Origin of the sequence: Lacticaseibacillus zeae DSM 20178 = KCTC 3804, from assembly GCF_000260435.1 — a bacterium.
Taxonomy (GTDB): domain Bacteria; phylum Bacillota; class Bacilli; order Lactobacillales; family Lactobacillaceae; genus Lacticaseibacillus; species Lacticaseibacillus zeae.
Genome location: NZ_BACQ01000077.1, coordinates 50,332 through 73,639, shown reverse-complemented (window position 1 = coordinate 73,639; position 23,308 = coordinate 50,332). Strand labels below are relative to the sequence as shown.

Sequence of the window (23,308 nt, the reverse complement as noted above, 5' to 3'; positions counted from 1 at the left end):
CCTTCTTTAAGGTTAATTTATGCTGCACATCGCATACTAATCCCATTCATCAGGAAGGGAGCGATACGATGCGCCTAAAGCTGAAACAATTCATTAGCTTCGGTCTCGTCGGAGGGATCAACACCATTTTGACTTATTTGATCTATCTGACATTATACCAATTGATCAATCCGACCGCTGCAATGGGTGTCGGTTATGGGTTAACGTCCATCTTGGGACTTTTCCTCAATGATACCTGGGTTTTTAAAGTCAAAGATCATCGCCAGCTTAAAAGTGTAGCGCCGCGATATTATTTTTCTTATGGCCTCACATTTATTTTAAGTCTGGTGCTGACCAGCTTCTGGAATGATGCTTTGGGTTTACCTAAGCCTTTAGCACCGATGTTTTCGCTTATGGTTACTGTCCCGACGAACTTCCTTTTAAGTAAGTTCTGGGTATTCCGAGAAAAGGGAGTCACGGCACATGAAAAAAATTAGACAATGGACAGTTGATTGGTGGCTCATTGGCATTTTAATTCTCGCAGCATTTCTCTATGCATGGAACATCTGGGAAGCAGGCAATGCCAATGATTATTACACCGCCGCCATTACCAGTATGGTTCAAAGTTGGCACAATTTCTGGTACGGCGCTTTTGATCCCGCTGGCTTTATTACAGTTGATAAACCACCGGTGGCACTGTTGTTTATGGCCATCTCCGCCAAAATTTTCGGCGTTCATGGCTGGTCAGTTGTCCTACCATCCATTTTATTCGGCATCGGCAGCGTTGCCTTAATCTACAACATGATCAAGCCACGCTTTAATGCCTGGGCAGCGCGACTAGCCGCATTGGCACTCATTTTGACGCCGATTGTGGTTGCGGATTCGCGGACAAACAATATGGACGCCACCTTACAATTCTTCCTACTGCTTGCTAGCTGGTGCCTCATGAAGGCCATTAGCACCCGCAAGCCATGGTTGGTGGTTGTCAGTTTTGCCTTAATTGGCGTCTCGTTCAATATTAAAATGCTTCAGGCCTTTATGATTTTGCCGGCCTTATTGCTTTTCTACTGGATCGCCTCGAACCAGAAACTTTGGCGCCGCCTTACCACACTAGGCATTGCGGCTGTCGCCATGGCGGTTACTACATTAGCCTGGCCAATGCAGGTTGATTCGACTGCTGCGACTCAGCGACCCTATGTCGGCAGTTCTGAAACGAACTCGGAAATGGAATTGGCTTTTGGCTATAACGGTACTGAACGCTTACTAGGTCAAACAACCGGTACTGGCGCAGCTTTCCCAGGCATGGGGCATAATGCCAAGTCCAAGACCGGTGGCACCCCACCAACTGGCACTAAAGGTAAAACCGGGACTGCGCCAACCGGAACCAAAGGAAAGTCCGGAACCCCACCAACTGGCGCAACCGGTAAGACCGGCAATCCACCAGGTGGCAAGTCAACTAAAGGCACGTCCGGTCAACCAGGTACCGGCAACACCCAAGGCGGAACACCACCAACTGGGACTAAAAAGCAGCAGGTAACTGTCAAAACCAAAAAAGCTACCGGCGGAAAAATGCCTGCCAACTTCAAAAAAGGTAACTTTAAAGGCGGACCTGGTACAGGCGGCGGTGCTCCGGGCGGCCGTAAAGGTGGTGGCGGTGGCGGCGGTGCCTTTGCCATTGGTACTGCTGGCCCGTTACGCTTGCTCCAATCCGACCTTGGCCTGCAAATCAGTTGGTTAGTCCCAGCTGCTTTAATCGGCTTCATCAGTGCATTTGCCTATTATCTTGATCGCAAGCGTAAATGGTATCAAACAACCTCTCAGCAAAATCATTTACTTTTCTGGATGGGTTGGCTCGTACCAGTCGCCGGTTTCTTCTCAATTGCCAGCTTCTTCCACCCTTACTACATGATTATGCTCGCACCGCCGATTGCTGCTTTGTTCGGCATCGGGATTGTCACAATGTTTAAGCAATTCAAGCTGGGCTTCAAGCATTGGCAAAGTTGGTTATTGCCACTTGCCATCGTGACAACAACGGCACTCCAGGCTTGGTATGTCAGCTTGTACTATCAGTGGCAGACATGGCTGGTGGTTGGTGCAGGTCTAATCGGCTTAGCGCTTCTTTTCATCGGCCGAACCAGAAGTTGGCGCAAATCAGCCCTGGGTGTTGCCATTGCCGCTATTTTGGTAGCGCCGGGTTTCTGGTCACTTACACCGACGCTTGCCGGTTCATCAGCTGCGATTCCGTCTGCCGGTCCTTCACTTCTGACCTCCGGCGGTAACAGCGGTGGTATTGGTAGCGGCAGCGTTGACAGCGGATTGCTGAAGTATGTTGAAAAACATCAAGGCAGCGCCAAATACCTGTTTGCTACCAGCAACGCTAGCACGGCCGCGCCTTACATCATTAAGTCCGGCAAAGCAGTCATGGCGATCGGCGGATTTAATGGTACCGACCCTGCCATTACCCTCAAACAATTCAAAGCCCTCGTTAAAAAAGGCGACATGAAATATTACCTGTCCTCAGGTCGCTCAGGTAATTCCAAGATTGAATCCTGGGTCACCAAAGTCGGTAAAAAGGTTTCTTCAAACAAATATAGTAGTCAAAGCAGCTCAAGCACCAAGTCCCCAGGTGGTATGGGAATGGGCGGTGGCATGGGTGGCGGCACCCTGTATGAGCTTGACGCCAGCATGGTCAAGTAACCCATTATCATTTTGAAAGGAGAAGATACGTTATGCGACAAGAAAAGGATCCTTTCGTCTCGATCGTTTTGCCAGTCTATAACGAAAGCGCCGGTATCGGTGAGACGATCAAGGAATTGGCTAATTACGTCCGTGCAAGACCGGAACGATATGAGCTCATTTTTGTCAACGACGGCTCGACCGACGATAGCGCCGATCAGATAAGAGCTGCTGTGGCCAAAAATCCGACGATTCGGCTGGTGGATTTTTCACGCAACTTCGGCCATCAACTGGCGATTACGGCCGGCATTCGTTATGCCAGCGGTGACGCGGTTGTCGTCATGGACGCTGACTTGCAGGATCCGCCGCGCGTGATTCCCGAAATGCTGGCGCGCTGGCGGGAAGGCTATGATGTTGTTTACGGTAAGCGCCGCAAACGTAGCGGTGAAACCTGGTTTAAAAAGCTGACCGCCGAAACATTTTATCGGGTGCTGAAAGCCGTCACGAGCATCGATATTCCGGTTGACACCGGCGACTTTCGGCTCATGGACCGACGTGTTGTCAACGTTTTAAAACAAATGAACGAACATGATCCGTATGTTCGCGGCATGGTCTCATGGGTCGGCTATAAACAAGTCGCCGTAGAATACGATCGGCAAGAACGCACGGCTGGTAAAACCCACTATCCGTTGCGGAAAATGCTGCACCTTGCCATGAACGGCATTACCAGCTTCTCGACTGTCCCTTTGACGATTGCCAACTGGTTAAGCGGCTTCTTCCTCTTAGTAGCCGTTGCCACCACCTTCGTCAGTCTTCTACTTGGCCGCCTCAGTTTATTGACTTGGGTCATTAGTGCCACCTTCTTTGTCGGTGCCGGCGTGACCTTCACGATCGGACTACTTGGCAATTACATCGGCAGAATGTTTGCCGAAAGTCGTCATCGACCGCTTTACATCGTTGCCGATACCTATGGCTTCAAAACCCAAGCAGCGCAACAGCCGCATTATCGCTATCATGCGTTGCAAAACTAAAAAAATTCTATTCACCAATCGATAAAACAGGACTGCCGGTCATCACACGGCAGTCCTGTTTTTGTGAGTGTAACCCAGCCCAGTTAGAAACCGCAATTCCGATATAAAATTTTACAGACGACACTTTGTCATGTTACGGTTATTATAAGTAAGTATTGACATGACCCACCCAACCCAGAAAGGACTGAGTGTATGCCAACAACGACCAAAGCCTTGACACTTCTGACGCCGAGCGATTTGGCCGCTGAATTTGACACTAACCTCACAACCGGTCTGACAACTGATGCAGTTGCCAAACACCGGCAACAAAATGGTTCCAATCAATTGACCGCTGCCAAAAAGCCTAGCTTGTTTCGGCAAATCGCCCACCACCTCAGCGATATCACGTCGTTGATCTTGCTCTTTGCTGTCGGCCTATCCGCTTATCTCGCGTTGACGACGGACAGTAACTGGACCAAGACGATTGTCATTGGCAGTATTGTTATCTTAAACGTTGTCATTGCCTTATATCAGGAACGCAGCGCCGAAAAAGCATTGGCTGCGTTAAAAGCCATGACTGTTCATACCGTTACCGTGATTCGCGATGATAAAACGCAAACCATTCAAGCGGCGGATTTAGTTCCAGGTGACTTAATGCTGCTCAAGGCCGGCGATGCCGTTGCTGCAGATGCCCGGCTGATTGAAAGTCAGGAACTTGAAGCAGACGAAGCCGTTTTAACCGGCGAAAGCGAATCTGTTGCTAAATCAGCTGCCCCATTAGCTGAAGTTCCTGAAAATCTCGGCGATGCGGCTAACTGCATTTTTTCCGGCACCGCAATTACCAGCGGAAAAGCAACCGCGATCGTCACGGCGACGGGGATGAATACCGAACTGGGAAAAATTGCCTCGCTATTAAACCAAACCAAAAAGCAGGTCACTCCACTCGCTAAACGGCTCGACGCACTTGGCAAACGGCTATCATTAGTTGCAGTTTTAGGCGGCGCGTTAACCATGTTATTAGCCATGCTGTATCATCAGGAAACTCTGGCAGACAGTCTAATGCTTGGTGTCAGCTTAGCCATCGCGGCAGTTCCGGAAACATTGCCGGTCATTGTCACCTTGAGTCTGGCACACGGTGTTCAGAAAATGGCCAAGCGCCGCGCGATCATTCGTCAAGTTACCGCAGTCGAAACCATCGGCAATGTCAACGTCATCGCCTCGGACAAAACCGGTACCTTAACGCAAAATAAGATGACCGTGACGCATTTTTGGTCATTCGGGCAGCCTAATATTCAAAAGGCTACAGCCGAACCGCTAACGACTGACACGCGCCGTTTTCTATCCTATTTAGGACTCGCCACCAACGCCAAGTTAACCGATCAGGACGAACCAGACATCGGTGACGCCACCGAGCTGGCCATTATGCGGTTGCTTGCCCACTATGGCTTAAGCCGCGACGATCTTGAAACCCGTTACCCACGCATCGCTGAGGCCCCTTTTTCATCAGCTAAAAAGACCATGGCGACGTTACACCGCACTCCGGATGGCCACTATCTTGCTATTATTAAAGGTGCCGTGGATCGGATTGCCTTTTCTGCACCAAACTGGCAAACTGAAGCCGCTTCTGTCCATGATCAGATGACAGGACAGGCATTGCGCGTTCTGGCTGCCGGCTACCAAGAATTCACAGCCGATCCCGGAGCTGATTGGGAGAGCCAGCTCACAGATGTTCAGCCACTGGGGCTCATCGGACTGATCGATCCGCCGCGCCCGGAAGTACCGGCTGCGATTCAAGCTGCAAAAGATGCCGGGATTGTCACCGTGATGATTACGGGTGACCACCTTGACACTGCCACCGCCATTGCCCGGGATATCGGGATTCTTGATGGCAGTCACCGCGCGATTACCGGTCACGAGTTAAACCAAATGAGTGATGAAACCTTAGCTGCCACCATTCACCAGATTCGCGTTTTTGCCCGCACGACCCCGAGTGACAAAATTCGCATTGTGAAAGCCTGGCAACAGCAACAAGCCGTTGTCGCCATGACCGGTGACGGGGTCAACGATGCGCCAGCGCTGAAAGCTGCAGACGTCGGCATTGCGATGGGCATCACCGGAACCGACGTGGCGAAAAACGCGGCCGACATGATTTTGACCGACGACAACTTTGCCACCATTATCGACGCGGTGGCGCAAGGACGAACAGTTTACCAAAATATTCTCAAAGCCGTTGAATTTCTGATTTCCGTCAATTTCGCCCAGATTTTCACCATGCTAATCGCCGTTTTAATCGGCTGGGGCGCCGTGATGACACCGGAACAACTGTTGATTGTCAACGTGCTTGCCGACGGGATTCCGGGATTCTTCCTGAGCCGCGAACTGGCTGAGCCCGGTATCATGCACCTCAAGCCGATTCCTAAAGAAGCCAGCATCTTTGCCAATGGCCTCAGTAAGCGCGTTGCTGTGCGCACAGCGACTTATGTTGGGCTGATCCTTGGCATCTACGCGATCGGACGCTTCGTTGTCAGCCCTGATCAACCGATTGTCGGCATGACCATGCTCTTCTTGACTTTGGCGATTGGCTCCATGCTCGACGTTTTCCCGATCAAAACGCGTGCGCGGCTCAACCGGACTGCTTTGACCAGTAATCCGATTTTAACCGTCAGCCTGTTGGGAACCATGGCGATCATTCTGCTGCTCGCACTTCTTAAACCGTTTCAACAAATCTTCCAGCTAGCTCCTCTGACACTTGGTCAGTGGCTCATTGTGTTCGTAGCCGTCTGGTTGCCAATGCTGATTGTTGAAAGCTACAAACGTTGGCAGCATCGGCACGAACTGGCGGCCTGGCACCAACCGAATCTGGTTAGCGACAACGAATAACGAGCGTTTGGCTATTACGAATGAAACTGCTATGATTTAGTTAATAATTGAGCATAGGTGTGAGTCTTATTACGAGGAGGTAGCTTGATGCAGTTCTTTCAAGCATTCATTCACGACGGCCAAAAAGCGACACTACAAACGATCACCACAGATGATCTGTCCGCGGGCGAACTTTTAATCCGCGTCGCTTATTCAGACATTAATTATAAAGATGCCTTAGCTTACCAGCCGCACAACCAAATTATTCGGCAATACCCGCAAATTCTCGGTATTGATCTCAGCGGGACAGTTGTCGCTAGTCAGGATCCGCAATTTAAAAAAGGCGATCAGATACTGGCAACCGGCCATGGCTTAGGCGTCAGTCAAGGCGGCGGTTATGCCCAATATGCCCGCATCCCGGCAAGTTGGGCCATGCCACTACCGCCGAACATGACGCTTGAAACGGCCATGGTATTCGGCACAGCAGGATTAACAGCAGCATTATGCATCAATGCGTTGATGCAAGCTGGCATGACGCCAGAACAAAATCCCAAGATCTTAGTAGGCGGCGCAACAGGTGGCGTCGGCAGCATTGCCCTACAACTGTTAGAAAATGCCGGATTTTCAAATCGAATTGCCGTTGTGCGCACCCCTGATCAGCAACAGCAAGTTCGCGATCTGGGAGCCACCGCAACCTTGGCGTTAGACGAATTACCCAAAGGCAAAGCCCTGAGCCGCCAACAATTTGATTACGCCATTGATCCACTCGGCGGCAGCTTCACGTCCAGTCTACTGCCAAGCATGCGCTATAATGGTGCGGTCGCGTTATGCGGCAACGCGGCCGGTACTTCCTTACCGCTAACAGTCTTTCCGTTTATCTTACGGAATATTAGCTTGTTAGGCGTGGATTCCGTGAGCGCCCCGAATGAATTACGTCAGGAAGCATGGACAGTGCTGGCAAAGTTAAACCCTGTTCCTTTCCAAAAAATCAGCCTAGCCGACCTGCCGCAAGCGTTAAACAACCACTTTACGCACCATTCAGTCAGAACGGTTGTTAGTATGGCTTGAGAATATTTAGAGGAGCAAAGTCAGCTATCTGTCAAAATTAAAAGGCACCTGGACTCCCAACGATAGACGTGTTGGGAATTCAGGTGTCTTTTCAATTAAGCCACTTTTTAGCACTCACTAACTAGCTGGTTCACATCCAAACCCATTAACTTAACAAAACCGCATCGTCAGCAAACTCCTGCCCGCTGCGTTCTTTGAACAGCGTCAGCAAGTCTTCAACCGTCAGATTTTGCTTTTCCTCACCGCGGACATCCACAGCAATTTCGCCATGATCCAGCATGATCAGCCGGTCACCGTATTTCAAAGCACTCGCCATGTTATGGGTGATCATCAACGTGGTGATCTTCTGTGCTCTCACCATCTGATCGGTCAGCGCCATGACGGTTGCGCTGGTTTGCGGATCAAGCGCTGCCGTGTGTTCATCTAGCAACAACAGCGCCGGCTTTTTCAACGTCGCCATTAACAACGTGACTGCCTGACGTTGGCCGCCGGAAAGCAGGCCCATCTCAGCACCTAATCGCTTCTCCAGTCCCAATCCCAGTGTCGCAAGTTTCTCTTGAAAGTGTTGGCGATCGCGCCGCTTCACGCCACTCGCCCAAAAGTTACGCCAGTCACCGCGTTTTTCCGCCAAAGCCAGATTCTGTTCAATCGTCAACAACGAAGCCGTGCCTGATCGGGGATCCTGGAAAACCCGGGCAATTAATTTAGCACGCTTGGCAACGTTTTGGTAGGTCACGTCTTTGCCGTCAATGAGAATCTGTCCCTGATTGACCGGCAGAGTGCCGGCAATACTGTTAAGCAACGTGGATTTGCCCGCGCCGTTACCCCCGATGATCGCCACAAACTCACCACGTTCCAGGCTCAAGTCAATACCCTTCAACGCGTGGTTTTCATTGACGGTTCCTTGTTCAAAATATTGATGCAAACCGTGTACTTCAAGAACTGCCATCTTACCGCGCCTCCTTTTGCTGTTCCATCGGCGAAACTGCCATGGTATCTGCCGTCTTGGTTGTTACCGCTTGGCGTTGCTTGACCGGACGCCGATTGCCATGCCGCACTTTTAGCTGGAAAAGTTTCTTCTTCAGTAATGGCAAGGACAGGAAGACCGTCAACATAAGTGCGTAGAAGAAGCGCAGGTAGTTCGGATCCACGCCCATGTCCAGTACCACCGCAATAATCAGCCGGTAAATCACGGCGCCAACGATGATCATCAACAACCGGGCCCACAGCGGTACGCCGCGAACCAGAATCTCCGAAATGATAATGGCAGCAAGGGCGATGACAATCGTGCCAATCCCCATCGATAAGTCAGCATAGCCATTGGTTTGCGCCATGAGACTGCCCGACAAGGCAATGAGCCCGTTGCTTAGCATATAAATGATGATCTTCATGGCGTCATTGTTAATCCCATTCGCCGCCGCCATATCCTGATTGTTACCAACTGCGGCCGCCGCTAATCCCATTTCAGTATGGAAAAAGAACACCAAGATGCCGATGACCATTGCTACCACGATCGCCCCAACCATGATGCCGATCGTCGTCGCGTCACCGCTGTCAGTCAAATTGAAAACTGTTTTGACGGTGCCAATTAAGCTGATATTGGCCTTGCCCATAATGAACAGGTTCACCGAATATAAGCCCGTCATCGTCAAAATACCGGTTAGCAAATCCGGGATATGCAGCTTGGTCGTCAAAAATCCGGAAACTGCCCCGGCTGCAGCGCCACCAACAAATCCCATCAGTGTTGCCACAATCGGCCCTGTTCCCGATACAATGGCATGGGCGGTAATCGCTGCTCCTAAAGGAAAGCTCCCTTCTGCTGTCATATCGGCAATGTCTAAAATGCGAAAAGTCAGATACACGCCGATTGCCATAACCGACCATAATAATCCTTGGGCGATACTCGATGTCACAATGTCCATAACAAATCCCCTCGTTTTTTAACTCGTTTGTTTATTCTGCTTCTTCTAACATGGCTTTTGTCAGCCCGAATTGCCGCATCCGTTCCGGATTAATCACCAATCGCGTTTTGGATGGTTGTTCGACCGGCAAATCTTTAACCTTCTTGCCCTCCAGCAACTGCACGTCTAGTTTGCCGGTTTGCTTGCCAAGATCTTCGTAGTTGATGCCCACAGTGGCAACTCCGGCTAGCTTAACCATGGTCGCGTCTGCCGGAACCACGGGAATTTTTTCTTTGGTGCTGACTTTACCAATCGTCGCCATGGAAGCCGCCATCGTGTTGTCGGTTGGAATGTAGATGACATCACTTCGTTTCATCAATACCGATGCACTTTGTTCAACGTCATTGGTTGTCGCTGCGGTTTTTTCAACGGCTGTCAGCCCCAGCTTCTTAATCGCGGCTTTGGCTAGCTTGACTTGAACCTGCGAATTTTGTTCTGCGGCGTTGAGCAGCAAGCCGATCTTTTTGGCCTTCGGAAAGACCTTATGAATAAACTTGATCTGGCCCGCCACATCGACTTTATCGGTGACGCCGGTGGCATTTTTATTCGGTTTCTCGGGGTTAGCGACCAATCCGGCCGACTTAGGATCAGTGATCGCCGTAAATAACATTGGTGTTTTGGTATCCGCCTTTTGCAACGCTTGAGCAGCGGGAGTCGCAATGGCCAAGTTAAGATCATTCTTGTCGCGGGCGAGGCGCTGGCTCATGGTTTGCAGATTTGATTGATCGCCTTGGGCATTGACGTAATCCAGCTTGATCTTATTGCCTTTGTAACCGGCCTTAGCAAGTTCTTCCGTAAAGCCTTTGCGGGCTGCAGTCAAGGCCTGTTGGTCAATGAGCTGTAAAATGCCGACCTTTACCTGACTCTTGTCAGCAGCGGCTTTGGTTGACTTGCCACAGCCAACTAACGTCATGATGGCTAGTGCGGTTGCTGCGACGGCAGCGATTCGTTTGAGTTTCATTTTTTCTTCCTCCTGAGATGTTTGGTGAATTGGCGTGCTGGTTTGGGCGGGTAGTTAAGGTACCCGCGCACGGTTGTGAGCAGGACAGCGTCGGGCTCTGGTTTGCAGTACATATAGAAAACACTGCAAAGGCGCCGACACTAATTTGAAACGCGTTCACTGACGCAGAAGTCTGCGTGTAAGGACCTTGGTCGCAATGGCCTAAGCCCGGGCCATCACGCCCAAGGCCACTTACACTCTGACTTCTAACCGCGTCAATTCACGCTCTGCTCTAAAAAGAGACCCGCCACCGGATTTACTCATCCGTGTGGCGGGCCTCTTACTTTTTTCCCGGGAAAGAAAAAGCCACATGGATGAATTCGTCCATGTGGCGGTTAATTGCAAGTGAAATACTCACGGCCATCATGGATACAAACCTGATTGGCTTGTATCCATGAGATACAAACCATTATCCGAAATAGCCGTAATAGTACGCGTGATTAAGTTGTGTTGTTTTGTTTTGTCTCATGATCAACACTCCTTGTGTCCAGAAGTTTGTTCCTTCTGGCTTGTTTCTAAGAGTATCCTCATAATTTCATCTTGTCAACACATATTTTCACGATTATTTTGACCATCTCAGGTTTTGCTCGGTTTAAAATGTCAAAAAGGCTGTTATACCGGTTACTTCGGTAAGTTAACTTTTTGTTTCACCACTTTTAACATGTCATCATTTTTCACGGTTTTAACATTGGCCGGTTTTTCGACGGCAAGTTTTTTGACCGAAGTGCCTTTCAGCAGTTTGATTGCCATTTTGGCGGTTTGTTTGCCAAGATCGCGATAATCAATGCCTTTGGTGATTGTGCCACCATCTTTGACCATGGTCGACGCTGCTGGCACGACCGGAATTTGTTTTTCCTTGGCAACCTTACCAATGGTCGGCATCGCCGCAGCCATTACATTATCCGCCGGTAAATACAGTGCATCGACATCTTTGGCTAGGCTTTCGGCTGCCTGCTGAACATCGTTAGTCGTGGCGGCTGTCTTGATCTGGTAACGCAGGCCCAGCTTCTTGAGATGTGCCTTAGCTTGCTTGATCTGATAGACCGAATTGGGTTCGCCGGCGTTGTACATCAGCCCAATCGTTTTGGCTTGCGGAAACGTTTTGTGCAGTAAGTCAATCTGGTCGCTAACGGAAACTAAATCGGTAACGCCGGTAGCATTTTTGTCCGGCTTCGTCAGGTTCGTCACCAATCCGGCTGACTTTGGATCCGTGATCGCGGTGAAGAGCAACGGTGTCTTCTTCTCGGCTTTTTGCAACGCTTGGGCGGCTGGCGTGGCAATGGCGAGATTCACGTCATTCTTCCCGCACGCCAGCCGATCACTCATGGTTTTGAGATTTGCCTGGTCGCCTTGCGCGTTCACATAATCGATCTTGATGCGCTTGCCTTTATAGCCGGCTTTAGCGAGTTCGGATTCAAATCCTTTGCGTGCTTCGGTCAACGCGGTCTGATCCATCAATTGCAAAATGCCGACTTTAACAGTTTCTCTGCTGGCGGCTTTCGATTGCTTGCCACAACCCGTTAAAGTCAAGCCAATCAGTGCCATGCCAGCCAATGCGAGTAAAAGATGTTTTTTCATGATAGTCCTCCTTGAAGTGACGTTGCGTATTTATCCTGTGACAAAACCGTGAAGACCTTTTTAGCAGATAACTAAGTACAAGCGGAAGTTTGGCCTTGACTTACTCTCCCCATAAACACATTCGCCTAATAAAAAGCGGGCCAGTCACATTTTTCCATGCGACTGGCCCGTGTTTTCGGTAAAGAAAAGCCGCATGGATTATTGTTCATCCATGCGGCGTTGTTGACACATTTAATGTGACAGCCTTATGGATGCAAACCGTTGCTTGCGCGGTTTGCATCTGACTGCAAACCGCTATCCAAAAAAGCTGCCAAAAAAGGTATTCAGTTGTGTTTGCCGATGATTCATCACGGTCAACACTTCCTTCGGTTTTGTATGAAATTAAGAATACCGAATGGAAGATACGTTCGTCAAGAGAAATTTTTAATCTTTTTACAATACGTTTGTTATCTAAAAATCATTTTTAGATACTGATGATTGGCGGCCGCTACCAATCGATCTACCATACTTAGTCTAAGTGCGCCACTTGCTTGTTGGGCCAACCGAATAAGCGGTGTGTCCAACACGATCGCCTGCTGGAACTTGGCCTCTGGACCGTCCTTGTCAATGTAATCCTTGGTGCGCATTTTAATGACCGTCCGGGCAACCATGCGCAGCAGCCACGAATATTTCTGCATTTCCCGCGGCGTATTCAGACGCGTGAACTCACCCGGAACAAACTCATGATGCGGCGGTACCTTTTGACCGGTGAGTTGTTCAAAATCATGAACGGTCGGCTTGCCAGACGGTGTGGTATACCAATCAGGGACATTTTCAAAATTCGTAAAGGCCTGTCCGTGAACTTGAACCGGCAAGACACTGACTATATCCGCAGAACTTGTCCCGATAGCCACGGCTTTTGCGGCATCAGGCAGTTCCCATGTCTGGGTTTGTTCATGCCACTCTTTGAACGCCTGTGCCGGAAGTGCCAACGTAACCGTCATCGTTTCACCAGCTTTAACGAACACCTTTTTGAAGGCTTTCAGTTCTCTGATTGGGCGCAAAGGACGCGCGGTTTGTTCCTGAACGTAAGCCTGGACCACTTCTGCACCATCGCGACTGCCGGTATTCGTCAACTCCACCTGTACCGTCACTGGCTGGTCATCGGTGACGTGATCGTCAGTGAGGCGCGCATTTTTAATGGCAAAAGAGGTATAGCTTAAGCCAAAACCAAACGGAAATGCCACCGGCACCTGCGCTTTGTCGAAGTAACGGTAGCCAATATACGTGCTTTCGACATAGGGTACGGAACGCGTACGGTGATCGTAAAGCTCCGCAGATGGTATATCCGCATAACGAACCGGATAAGTTTCGGCCAACTTACCGCTTGGATTTACTTGTCCGGTCAAGACCCGACCGGCAGCTGCTCCGATCTGTTCACCGCCTAAATACAAATCCAAAACCGCCTGTACCTGATCCAACCATGGCAGCTCAACCGGTGCGCCGGCGACCAACAGAACGACGACATGTGGATTAATTGTAGCAATCGCCTGCAGTAAATCATTTTGAACTTTCGGCAAGGCCATGTTTTGGCGATCAAAACCTTCAGATTCATAGTTGTCCGGCAATCCGGCGACAAAAATAACCTTGTCGTGGGTGCGGGCCAGTTCCAGTGCTTGAGCGATTGCTTCCTCATCGACTTGATCATCCAGTCGATACCCTGCTGCATAATCATAAGCGATGCCAGCTTGCTTGAGCCCGGTCAAAATCGGCACCTGTTCCGCCGCCTTAATATGCGATGAACCGGCACCTTGGAAGCGGGTCTCTTTGGCCAACTCGCCGACCACGGCTACTTGCTCATTAGCAGCTAAAGGCAAAATTCCGTCATCGTTTTTCAACAGCACGATGGCACTTTCCGCAATTTTTTGCGCTAATTTAGCATGCTGATGTAGTAAGTCCTCGCGCGAGCCAGTGAACTTAGGTCGCTGTTTACGCGCCATTTTGGCAATATTGGCAGCGGCGCGGTCCAGACTGGCAGGCCGCAACTCGCCGGTCTGAAAAGCCTTGAACGCCTCTTTGTCAAACAAGTGCTGATCCCCGGGCATTTCTAAATCCGTACCGGCATTTAGCGAAGCAACCTTATCGTTTAGTGCGCCCCAATCTGTGATGACGGCGCCGTCAAAGCCAAACTGGTTGCGCAGAACCTGCGTCATCAAATAATGATTGTCACTGGCATAGCGACCATTTACTTTATTGTAAGAACACATAACCGATTCCGGATGCCCTTCAGTAACCGCAATGCGAAAGGCTTCAAGATAGATTTCGTGCAGCGCAACCGGATCAATGATCGAATTAGACGACAACCGGCCATTTTCCTGATTATTCGCCGCAAAATGTTTCAGACAAGCCGCAACCCCCTGCTTTTGAATGCCTTGAATCCAAGCCGCGCCGAGTTTCCCCGCCAAGAACGGATCTTCGCTAAAATACTCGAAATTTCGGCCACACAAAGGATTGCGCTTCATATTCACGCCGGGTCCCAACACAACATCAACGCCCAGACTGCGTGCCTCAAGACCAATCGCCTCACCCATTGCAGCAATGAGTTCAGGATCCCACGACGATGCGCTGGCACTAGCCGTTGGAAAACTAGTACTCGGCACACTGTCATTGATGCCCAGATGATCGGCTTCCGCAGCTTGATAACGCAAACCATGCGGCCCGTCACTCATCCGAATGCTAGGAATACCGTGCTCAGGAAACGCTTCGGAAGACCAGAAGTCTTTTCCTGAAGTCAATTTCACTTTTTCTTCAGTAGTCAGACTATTAAGATTAACTGGTGACACTGAATGCTCCATCAAATTACCCCATTTTTAAATTTCTAACTGGCGTCTTTGTCTTCCTTAAATCTTAACGTTTTTCGTCCAAAATTTCCCGTTAATGGCCTCATTTTTGGGGAAAAAGGCCAGCGAAATGTCACGTTTGCCAAGGCTTATCGAATTAATTGACTATTTTTGACGGAAAGTGACAATCTGCCGCTTGTGACTAAAAAAAAGCCGCTGATTACCAAAAAACCAGCGAAAAAACACGTGTTCTAAAATTTTCTGTCAGATCGTCATAAAAAGTTCACATTTACGGATTATTCTTTTAACCGTAGCAAGGAAGTTTACCCCCTTCTTACTACTACCCCAACCCAACTTTTTTCATTTTTACTCCTCCAAAGTAAAAATAGGTCAGTACCACCCCCAATGGCACTGACACGGGAACCCCGCGCACCCCCAATGCGTGGGGCTTTTTTTATGAGCGCGAACCGGCGCGGTTAGAAGCCGGAGTGTAAGTGGCCTTGGGCGTGATGGCGGTCTTTGCCATTGCGGCCAAGGTCCTTACACGCAGGCTTCTGCGCCGGTGAGCGCGTTATAGCGAAAGTCCCCCTACATACTTGCCCATAATAGAAAGCCTCCCCTCCGTTAACGCGCCCTCGACCAGTTGAACCCTTTATGTGGCAGCTCCCACGCCAGCAACCGGACTTACAGAACACAACAGTCCACCTACATACTTACAAACCAAAAAACACGACCCCCGCCCGATGACCAGCCATACCATATGGCCAACCATCGAACCAAGGATCGTATTTTGCTTTACTCACCCAAACAACCAACCGCTCCATCACGCATCCGCATCACGCACCGTAATCCGATCCTGCAGCGCAGTCGGCCTTTCCAGTTGATCAAGAATCGCCAGCGCCATATTCCCGGTAGTAACGTGACTCTGTCCATCTTCGCCAACCAACAAGGTATCTTTACCGGCAACATAACTCGTCGCCGGCCCAGCCGGAAACGCCTCGCTTGCTGAAATCCCGATCCAGTTAACATTATCGGTCATCTGCAAGAAGCGATATTCATAATACTGATATTTAGCGCCATCATACCATGGCTGGCTTGCAGCACTCTCAGGAAAATCAAGAATCATGGGATGGTCCGCGCCTGGCATCGACAGACTCGCGCTACCCAAAATGAAAACCGCTAAAGTGTCCGTATTCCGTAACAAACTAATTAAGTGGGTCGCAAAGTCCAAATGCAAATACCCACGACCGGATCCCCACGGTACACTCAGCGCATCCACAACGGCATCAACGTTATCTAAATCGGCTTCTGTCAATTCCAGCGGCGCCTTCACCAATGTCGGGACATTTTGCCCAAGGCGACTGGCAGCTTTTTGCGTATCCCGAACGACTGCCAACACCTCATGGCCACGTCGCTGCGCCTCGGCAACAATTGCGCTCCCAGCCCGGCCAGTCGCACCTAAAACAGCTATTTTCATTTTCCTACCTCATTTCGTTTACGCTTACCAACCAGATTTGATTTCATTCTAGCATGCATTTGATGAAAGCGGCTGATTCAACCTTCTCTGTGGCAAAAATGAGAATAAAACTTCCTTATATGCCTGTTTATGCGGTACACTTAAAATAACCGGATAGAATGTGAGAGGATATTAAATGTCAATCGAAACGAGTCTAACTTACCAAAAAAAATTCTTCAGTGATTTTACCGATGCCTGGCATAAAAAATCACGTTATCGCTTATATCAGGGAATCGATGCAACCGCCGAAAACTTGCGACTTGATATCGAAGAAGCCCCTGGTTACATCTTAGCCTACGACAAAAGCGCCCAAGCCGAGTTGCACGACTTTTTGCAAATCGGGTTCATTGATTTTTTGCGTCAGCACATCCCTTTTTTTGAGGTCAACGACCAAGGAACCGTCTATTTCGGGAACTGGTACCACCGTCGTGACTTCGGGCATATCAATGTTATTTTACGCGCCATCACCCAGTCGACCGATGAGCAGCGCAAAATTCTGCCACAATTGGAAGCCTTCTCTGCCGACCCTGACCATTATTTAGATCGTCAACTAGATGCGATGCGCAAGGAAGTGTACCGCGATGTTGATTCGCTGCACACGCAAATCGATAATCTCGAAGCCGAGGCTGCGCCGGAACGCGACCAACCTGCCCAAGGCGGTAGCGGATTCCGCGGGTTGTTGAAAAACTTCATCGATCCAAACGATGACGATGATCCTGCGCCAACGTCCCGAACTTCAGCCGCAGACGCTTCACAACTCAAAGCCCGCTTTGACAAAGAAAAGCTGGCCGCTGATGACACCTTCGACAAGCGCAAACGTGAACTGGAAGTTTCTGCAGCCATCACGCGCTATGAATATCAGGCCGTCATGAATACTTACAGTTCCGTTGCTGAATTTGAAAATGTCCTTGCCAATCTAAAGGACGATTTCATGCAGTCATTAAAGCTTGAAGGAGGCCGCACGAATGCTTAATCTGAATGACACACATCTGGCTGCCTTAATTGCCAAGCCCTTATCCGTTTCCCAATTACGGCAACAAATTAGTACCGCCTATCAAACCGAAACCGATCGCCTGGCTGACTCACCTTTATGGGGCGCCAACGATGACGCTTTGACAGCATTATTAGCCAGCTACACCGGTCTCATGCGCGATAAGCTCTATCAGACGTTGCAAAACATGGCGTCAATTCCAGCCAACTTTTTGCAGACGTTGTGGTTCAAGGATACGACAACCGATTCACAGCACAGCGAAATCACCCTCATTCAAGCAACTGAAAACGACAATAACACCTTATTGACGATTGTGAATCCCTTAAGCGCTGACGCAACGCTCAAAGCGGTCAATCTGCCAACCTTATTGCAGATAACCGCAAGCGACAGCCATGCGTTGCCGTACGATGACGATGAAGTCAAGGCACTTTCTGCGTTAACCAAGGCGCTTAACCAAGGCGGCTACCAGTTCTCATCAATTGATGAAACAGTCTTACAACCTGTCAACGGGCTACACTTTAAGACCCGTTTTGACAACCTCAAGCCGTTAGTTGCCAAAAAGACGGTTGTCAAAGCAGGTGCCTTTAGCATTAACGTCACCTTAGATCTTGAAAGCAAAGTACTCGATTATCAGATTCTGGATGAAGACGGCCACGACTGGAAAGATCTGGGCTCGGAAGATGTTAAAAGTGATCGCTTCGAATGGGCATCGACGACAATTCCGGAAGAACTGGTCAATCACCATCTCAAATTGGTCGTGCGGGTTGCGGCTGGCAATAACTTTCCTGCCTTAGACGAGCTATTTGTCATTGCATCAAACAATGCGATTTTGATGCGTCAAGGCAAACAAAAAGGTGTCTACGAATTACCGCTGCCTAATCAAAAACTCTTTACAGTTCTGATTGATCCTGATAATAATATGGTTTATCTGAAGTATCCGGATCCGGAAACTCAGGTAATTGAATTAAACCGGCAGTATCCGTTTATTGGCGAATGGCTCAAAGCCGTATTGCCGCAGAAACGGGCATTTAATTAAGTTTAATCATCACGCATCAGGCAGCTTAACGTGTTCGCTGGTGAGGAAATCTGCGTGTAAAGGGGATCTCGGTGAAAACTTACACTCCGACTTCTAACCGCGCTGGCTCACGCTCATTATAACGCGTTCGCTGGCGCAGAAGTCTGCATGTAAGGACCTCGGTCGCAATGGCCAAAGCCCGGCCATTACGCCCGAGGCCGCTTACACTCCGACTTCTAACCGCGCTGGCTCACGCTCACAATTTGTTGGGAGGTTTTTCCATGGCTAATGAATTTCCGCAAGTAATGACGATTGGCGGTACGGATAGCGACGGCAGTGCCGGCGTTCAAGCCGATTTGCATAGCTTCTTTATGCGCGGTGTGTATGGTGCCACCGTTTTAACCGCTGCTGTTGCTGGCAACTCCTATGGCATTCAGGATAGCATGGTAATGCCATTGCCGTTCATCGATGCCCAATTCAAGTCGTTGGCCGCTGATCTGAAAATCCGCGCGGCCAAAACCGGGATGTTGGCTGATCGCGCTTTGGTGCAGGATATTATCAAGAACTGGCAGCAATATGATTTTGGCGCGTTGGTAGTTGACCCAGTCATTATTACCAAACACGGTGCCATGTTGCTGGAGCAAGACGCGTACGACGCCGTCAAAAATGATCTCATCCCGCTGGCAACCGTTGTGACGCCAAATCACTACGAAGCCGAGCACCTTACCGGCATGAAGCTTGATACGGACGCCAGCATTGAAGCAGCCGCGCATCAACTGCAAGATTCCGGAGCCAAGAATGTCGTTCTAAAAGGCGCACACGATAATCCTGAGCAAAAAGAAGTTCGCGACTTCGTGTTGCTGGAAAGCGGCAAAACCTTCTGGCTGAGCGAACCTTACCACAATACCGACCGGGTCAATGGCACCGGCGATACACTGTCGGCCGTCATTACCGCCGAAATCGGTAAAGGGAACACGATTGAAGACGCCATTCGGATTGCCAAGCGCTTTACGAACCAGGCGATCGGCCATCCCATTGCCGTTGGCCACCAATACGGCCCGATCAATCATTGGGCCAATCAGATCGTTTATCCGCAAAACTGAACAACGCACAGAACTGCAAAACAAAATCGGTGCAGGAAACCCAGACAGTTTCCTGTACCGATTTTAGTTTGGCCCAATCACCAGTACCGCCTAACCATTAAATGCCACAATTAATAAATTAGTTATAGACGACATGCTCTTCATCAATCTGTCCAAAATTTTCGTCTAATGCCACTCGCAAAAGTACAGGTGCCGTTTTCGAATACCCCGCCACATAAACTTCACGATGACGATCATTGTACTTCGGCACCAGCTGATTGTCCGCAATCGTTGTTTGAATCCGCTTCAAGGCAGTTGCGCTATCATCCAGCGGCGTGTCGCTGAAACTCTGAATCTCGAAACCCTCGGCCAACTGTTCAAAATGTAACTGTTTGGCGATGGCGGGATCAAGATCAAGTTGCGCCAATGCAGCCGAAAATTGTGTCTTTTCAATAAACAACGGTTGTTTGAGCCATATCCGGAAAACATGGCGATTGCTGATTTTGTCACCACCTGACCAAACCGCCTGCAATGGATAAGGTCGGTATGCCTTAAAATTCGGAATCTTGATGCCCACGCTAGGACCTTCGCTGATTTGCTTGGCCACTGCCGTAACCGCCGCTGCCAAATCGGTAAATGTTGCATCAGCTAATCGATTCGGCGCAACCCCCATCGCCGTAATATAACTCCGCGTGGTTAATTTAACGAAGCTGGGTGTTGCCGAACGAGAATATTCGTCCTGTTCGACTTCCTCCCAATTGAATTCACTCATTTTATTGTCCCCTCTCTGTAAGCGCTTATCACATTCCTGCCACAGAGTTTAGCGATGTTGGCGGTGAAACACAATTAATTTGTCTGGGGCTTGAGTTGGTGCTGTTTTGGCCGATGTTGAAATCAAAGGGTAAAAACGCCGCCTGTTTCATCCACGCACACCTTGTACATTAATGGTTACTTCCCATTCTCCGATAACTGACGAGAATGGATATCCTGACTGCTGGCCACCTTTTGGAAACGCCGACTAAGTTCTGCTTGATTGGCCTCACTATAAAATGGATCCTTGATCTCAAAAGGAAATCCACCTTCAGCAATACTCTTCTTGATGAAAATGTTTATAGCTGTTGCTAAATCAAGTCCTAAGCTTTCAAATATTTCCGTAGCTCGCTGCTGATCAGCTTGGCTAACTTTAACCGCAATGGTCACTTTCTTTTTTTCACGATCTTGCAAAACCTTCACCTCCGCATCGTTTTAACCTGATGCAAATACGCTGAACAATGCTTATTAAGCCTACAATATCAAATGCCAGTCGCAAGTGATACTGAGTTGATGAAAAATTCTGTTCATGGGCAGTGTCCAACCTAATCATTCATGTGCGCCTATATTGGCTATTAAATTCTGATCGCAAACAAAAAGTCGCGGACATCATGATCCGCGACTTTTCTACATATAGATTTTATTTCTGCTTACTACCAAACAACTGCAGAATCCCCATCACGACTAACAATCCGCCGAATAACGAGAAGACCATCATCACGGTTCTGAATGGGTTAATCACCATGATCGCCCCGATGACGATGAGGGCAACGCCATAGACGATGGTTGGCCACGGTGCGACATTTACATATTGCTGCTGATGACGGGCGCTCATAATTTTATTGATGCCATAAACGATCAACACGATGCCGATGATAAACGGCCCCATGCTCATCAGTGGCATGACAATCGCCGGTAATAGCAGCGCCACTAACAGATAGACGATGCCTGTAAAAAGCGATGTGCTATAAGTTCCGGAACGCTTTTTGGCCGAGAAGCCGTCGATCAGCTTGGGGATGGCCGCAACAACCAACACCGCAGCCACGATCCATAGAAAACTCCGATAGACTTGGTGGGGTTCAATTAAAATCCATGCCCCGATCAGAATCATAAGCAGGCCGCGTAACCACGACCACCGTTGAAGACGATCAAACATTGCTTGCATATATCCGATGCTCCCTTGTTTTACTAATTAAAGCATAGCATATTGCCCAGCAATGCCCCTCCGTCGTCAGACCGAACTTTACCACTGTTCATGATTCCAGCTGCGACCGTCGATTTCTGCTTCCAGTTGTTCGCGGCGCTCGGCTTGTTTCGCGACAAAAGTCTGCAAAGCCGCAAAAAATGCCGCCTTTTCATAAGATACCGCATCTTTTTCATGCTGGGCGGCCGTGTTAATCAGCCACTGTTCGTCAGTCGTCACTCAGACTCACCTGCCTTCAACTCATGCAGCGTTAACCGCAAGCGATCAATTTCATCGGTTTGCGTAGCCAATTGGTCAGCCAATATGGCCGTCTTAGGATCTGCCTGCAACCGATCGATAAACCACTGCGCCTGAGCTTCAAAGTTATCAGGATGCTGCAGCGTCAAATATTGCTGATAACGGATCAGTAATTGCTGGTGTTCCGAATCATTTTGGTTGGCGAATCGGGCAATGGCCAATGGCGTCAACAGCTGCAAGCCGGTCTTTTCTGCCAATGCCGCATAAGGTGCCAAAAATTGGCTCAAACTAAACCCTACCTGGCCGCCAAGTTGATACCCCGATTCCGGTTGGCTAAAGCTCACCACGAGGCCCAATGACTTCCCCTTCAAAAGGCCGCCATGTGCGTCATAAACGAATTGCTTCACCCAAACTTCTGTCAACCACTGATGCAAGCTCGCCGGCGCCATGTACCAATACAACGGGAACTGCAAGACAATCCGGTCAGCTTCCTGAATCATTTGCTGCTCGGCGGCGACATCAAACGGCAAGTTCGCATCTAAATGGTGCCACACAACTTGCGACAAAGAAGCGGCACTGGCTTTTAAAAACTGCTGTGTGTCGCTTTTTTCGATATTCGGATGGCTAACAACCACTAGTGTCTTCAATTTGATCCCTTCAGTAAATGCTGTGCTAAGAATGCGACCGTGCCCGGCCACGCTTCGGCAAGATATCCTTCCGCATGCTGGCCGCCGGGGATGACCTGCAATGTCACCGGCACGCCAAACGTTGCGGCTGCTTGGCCGAGCTGATAAATGCCGCTCACCGGAATGATTTCTTCCTGCGAATTAGCCAGATACATTGGACCAGCCTGCGCCGTCAAACGTTCAAACGGCTCGACTTGCGAAAACTTAGTCTCATCCGCATCCACATAATTCAAAATGAACCACTTGTAAAATGGATCGTTCCGGCCGCCTTGATCAATTTTAGCGCTCGCGGTGTTCACAAAATCGGTTTTGGTATCAGGTTGCGCCACAACGTTTGGGTGCGCCGCAAACCACTGTTGAATGTCAAAAATCCCCGACCATGAAACCATCGGCACGCCTTCAGCCAAGCCAACGTCAACCGATAGAGAACCACCGGCACTCGATCCGAAAACGCCGAGCTTTTTTGTTTCGGCATGATCACGCAACCACGAAAAGGCCGCTAAAACATCATCCCGCGCTGCCGGGAAAAAGGCTTCCGGTGCTAGTCGATAATTCGGAACGGCAACCGCGTAGCCAAGCGCGGCGAAGCGTTCGGCCATACTACCTTCCTTATTCTTTTCACCGCGAAACCAACCGCCGCCGTGAATATCAAGAATCGCGGCACCATTTGGTTTGTCCGGCTCATAGAAATCGAGTTTCTGTAAAGGAGCATCGCCATAAGCAATATCTTTGGTGACTTTAACTGTCAAAATAATCGCCTCTCAATCATCACGATGACCACAGTATAACGCCCTTTTCTATAAAACAGCTAAAAATT

At 49.4% G+C, this 23,308-nt stretch carries 19 protein-coding genes and 1 pseudogene; 8 read left to right on the top strand and 12 right to left on the bottom strand.

Features of this window, described 5'->3' with window-relative positions; genetic code table 11:
* Positions 1-68: 68 nt before the first annotated feature.
* From GSO_RS14430 to GSO_RS14410, 5 genes and pseudogenes are all read left to right on the top strand, one after another.
* Positions 69-476: a GtrA family protein gene (locus GSO_RS14430; RefSeq protein ID WP_010493567.1), complete on the top strand. Its 408-nt coding sequence runs from the start codon at positions 69-71 to the stop codon at positions 474-476.
* Entirely contained in the window at positions 463-2,676 is a 2,214-nt protein-coding gene (locus tag GSO_RS14425; RefSeq protein ID WP_010493566.1) for an ArnT family glycosyltransferase, read from the top strand. Before GSO_RS14430 ends, GSO_RS14425 begins: the two co-directional genes overlap by 14 nt.
* 17 nt (positions 2,677-2,693) lie before the next feature.
* Positions 2,694-3,686: pseudogene (locus GSO_RS14420) on the top strand (glycosyltransferase family 2 protein); the annotation flags it as partial.
* 192 nt (positions 3,687-3,878) lie between these two features.
* Entirely contained in the window at positions 3,879-6,545 is a 2,667-nt protein-coding gene (locus GSO_RS14415) for a cation-translocating P-type ATPase (protein ID WP_010493564.1), read from the top strand.
* Between the two features lie 87 nt (positions 6,546-6,632).
* Positions 6,633-7,592: an acrylyl-CoA reductase family protein gene (locus GSO_RS14410; protein WP_010493562.1), complete on the top strand. Its 960-nt coding sequence runs from the start codon at positions 6,633-6,635 to the stop codon at positions 7,590-7,592.
* 145 nt (positions 7,593-7,737) lie between these two features.
* Here the strand turns inward: GSO_RS14410 and GSO_RS14405 are convergent, their stop codons facing one another.
* The 6 genes from GSO_RS14405 to GSO_RS14375 form a co-directional block, all read right to left on the bottom strand.
* Positions 7,738-8,541, bottom strand: coding sequence for an ABC transporter ATP-binding protein (locus GSO_RS14405; RefSeq protein WP_010493560.1), 804 nt, complete (start codon positions 8,539-8,541; stop codon positions 7,738-7,740).
* Between the two features lies 1 nt (position 8,542).
* A complete protein-coding gene (locus GSO_RS14400) occupies positions 8,543-9,514 on the bottom strand; it encodes an ABC transporter permease (protein WP_010493558.1) in 972 nt (323 codons plus the stop codon).
* Positions 9,515-9,545: 31 nt separating this feature from the next.
* Positions 9,546-10,514 (bottom strand): ABC transporter substrate-binding protein, encoded by a 969-nt coding sequence (locus tag GSO_RS14395; RefSeq protein ID WP_010493555.1) that lies wholly within the window; start codon positions 10,512-10,514, stop codon positions 9,546-9,548.
* Between the two features lie 660 nt (positions 10,515-11,174).
* Positions 11,175-12,131: an ABC transporter substrate-binding protein gene (locus tag GSO_RS14390; protein WP_010493554.1), complete on the bottom strand. Its 957-nt coding sequence runs from the start codon at positions 12,129-12,131 to the stop codon at positions 11,175-11,177.
* Between the two features lie 446 nt (positions 12,132-12,577).
* Positions 12,578-14,965: a beta-glucosidase family protein gene (locus GSO_RS14385; protein ID WP_010493552.1), complete on the bottom strand. Its 2,388-nt coding sequence runs from the start codon at positions 14,963-14,965 to the stop codon at positions 12,578-12,580.
* An 808-nt stretch (positions 14,966-15,773) separates the two neighbouring features.
* Entirely contained in the window at positions 15,774-16,427 is a 654-nt protein-coding gene (locus GSO_RS14375; RefSeq protein WP_010493550.1) for an NAD(P)H-binding protein, read from the bottom strand.
* Between the two features lie 175 nt (positions 16,428-16,602).
* Here GSO_RS14375 and GSO_RS14370 point away from each other — a divergent pair, with 175 nt between their 5' ends.
* From GSO_RS14370 to thiD, 3 genes are all read left to right on the top strand, one after another.
* Positions 16,603-17,439, top strand: a complete 837-nt coding sequence (locus tag GSO_RS14370; RefSeq protein WP_010493547.1) for a hypothetical protein — start codon at positions 16,603-16,605, stop codon at positions 17,437-17,439.
* Positions 17,432-18,493, top strand: a complete 1,062-nt coding sequence (locus GSO_RS14365; protein ID WP_010493545.1) for a hypothetical protein — start codon at positions 17,432-17,434, stop codon at positions 18,491-18,493. The genes GSO_RS14370 and GSO_RS14365 overlap by 8 nt, the downstream gene beginning before the upstream one ends.
* A gap of 260 nt (positions 18,494-18,753) precedes the next feature.
* A complete protein-coding gene (gene thiD / locus GSO_RS14360; RefSeq protein WP_010493543.1) occupies positions 18,754-19,575 on the top strand; it encodes a bifunctional hydroxymethylpyrimidine kinase/phosphomethylpyrimidine kinase in 822 nt (273 codons plus the stop codon).
* A gap of 118 nt (positions 19,576-19,693) precedes the next feature.
* On the opposite strand, the gene GSO_RS14355 is transcribed toward thiD, so the two are convergent.
* The 6 genes from GSO_RS14355 to GSO_RS14330 all read right to left on the bottom strand — a co-directional run bounded on the left by GSO_RS14355 (position 19,694) and on the right by GSO_RS14330 (position 23,240).
* Entirely contained in the window at positions 19,694-20,326 is a 633-nt protein-coding gene (locus GSO_RS14355; RefSeq protein WP_010493542.1) for a hypothetical protein, read from the bottom strand.
* Between the two features lie 176 nt (positions 20,327-20,502).
* Positions 20,503-20,787: a type II toxin-antitoxin system RelB/DinJ family antitoxin gene (locus GSO_RS14350; RefSeq protein ID WP_430413362.1), complete on the bottom strand. Its 285-nt coding sequence runs from the start codon at positions 20,785-20,787 to the stop codon at positions 20,503-20,505.
* A 217-nt stretch (positions 20,788-21,004) separates the two neighbouring features.
* Positions 21,005-21,529 carry a DUF308 domain-containing protein gene (locus GSO_RS14345; RefSeq protein ID WP_010493538.1) on the bottom strand — a complete coding sequence of 175 codons (525 nt, stop codon included), beginning with the start codon at positions 21,527-21,529 and terminating at the stop codon, positions 21,005-21,007.
* 78 nt (positions 21,530-21,607) lie between these two features.
* A complete protein-coding gene (locus tag GSO_RS14340; protein WP_010493536.1) occupies positions 21,608-21,787 on the bottom strand; it encodes a hypothetical protein in 180 nt (59 codons plus the stop codon).
* On the bottom strand, positions 21,784-22,452 hold the full coding sequence (locus GSO_RS14335; protein ID WP_010493530.1) for an NAD(P)H-dependent oxidoreductase: 669 nt from the start codon (positions 22,450-22,452) through the stop codon (positions 21,784-21,786). Before GSO_RS14335 ends, GSO_RS14340 begins: the two co-directional genes overlap by 4 nt.
* Positions 22,449-23,240 (bottom strand): alpha/beta hydrolase, encoded by a 792-nt coding sequence (locus GSO_RS14330; protein ID WP_010493523.1) that lies wholly within the window; start codon positions 23,238-23,240, stop codon positions 22,449-22,451. Before GSO_RS14330 ends, GSO_RS14335 begins: the two co-directional genes overlap by 4 nt.
* Between the last annotated feature and the right edge of the window lie 68 nt (positions 23,241-23,308).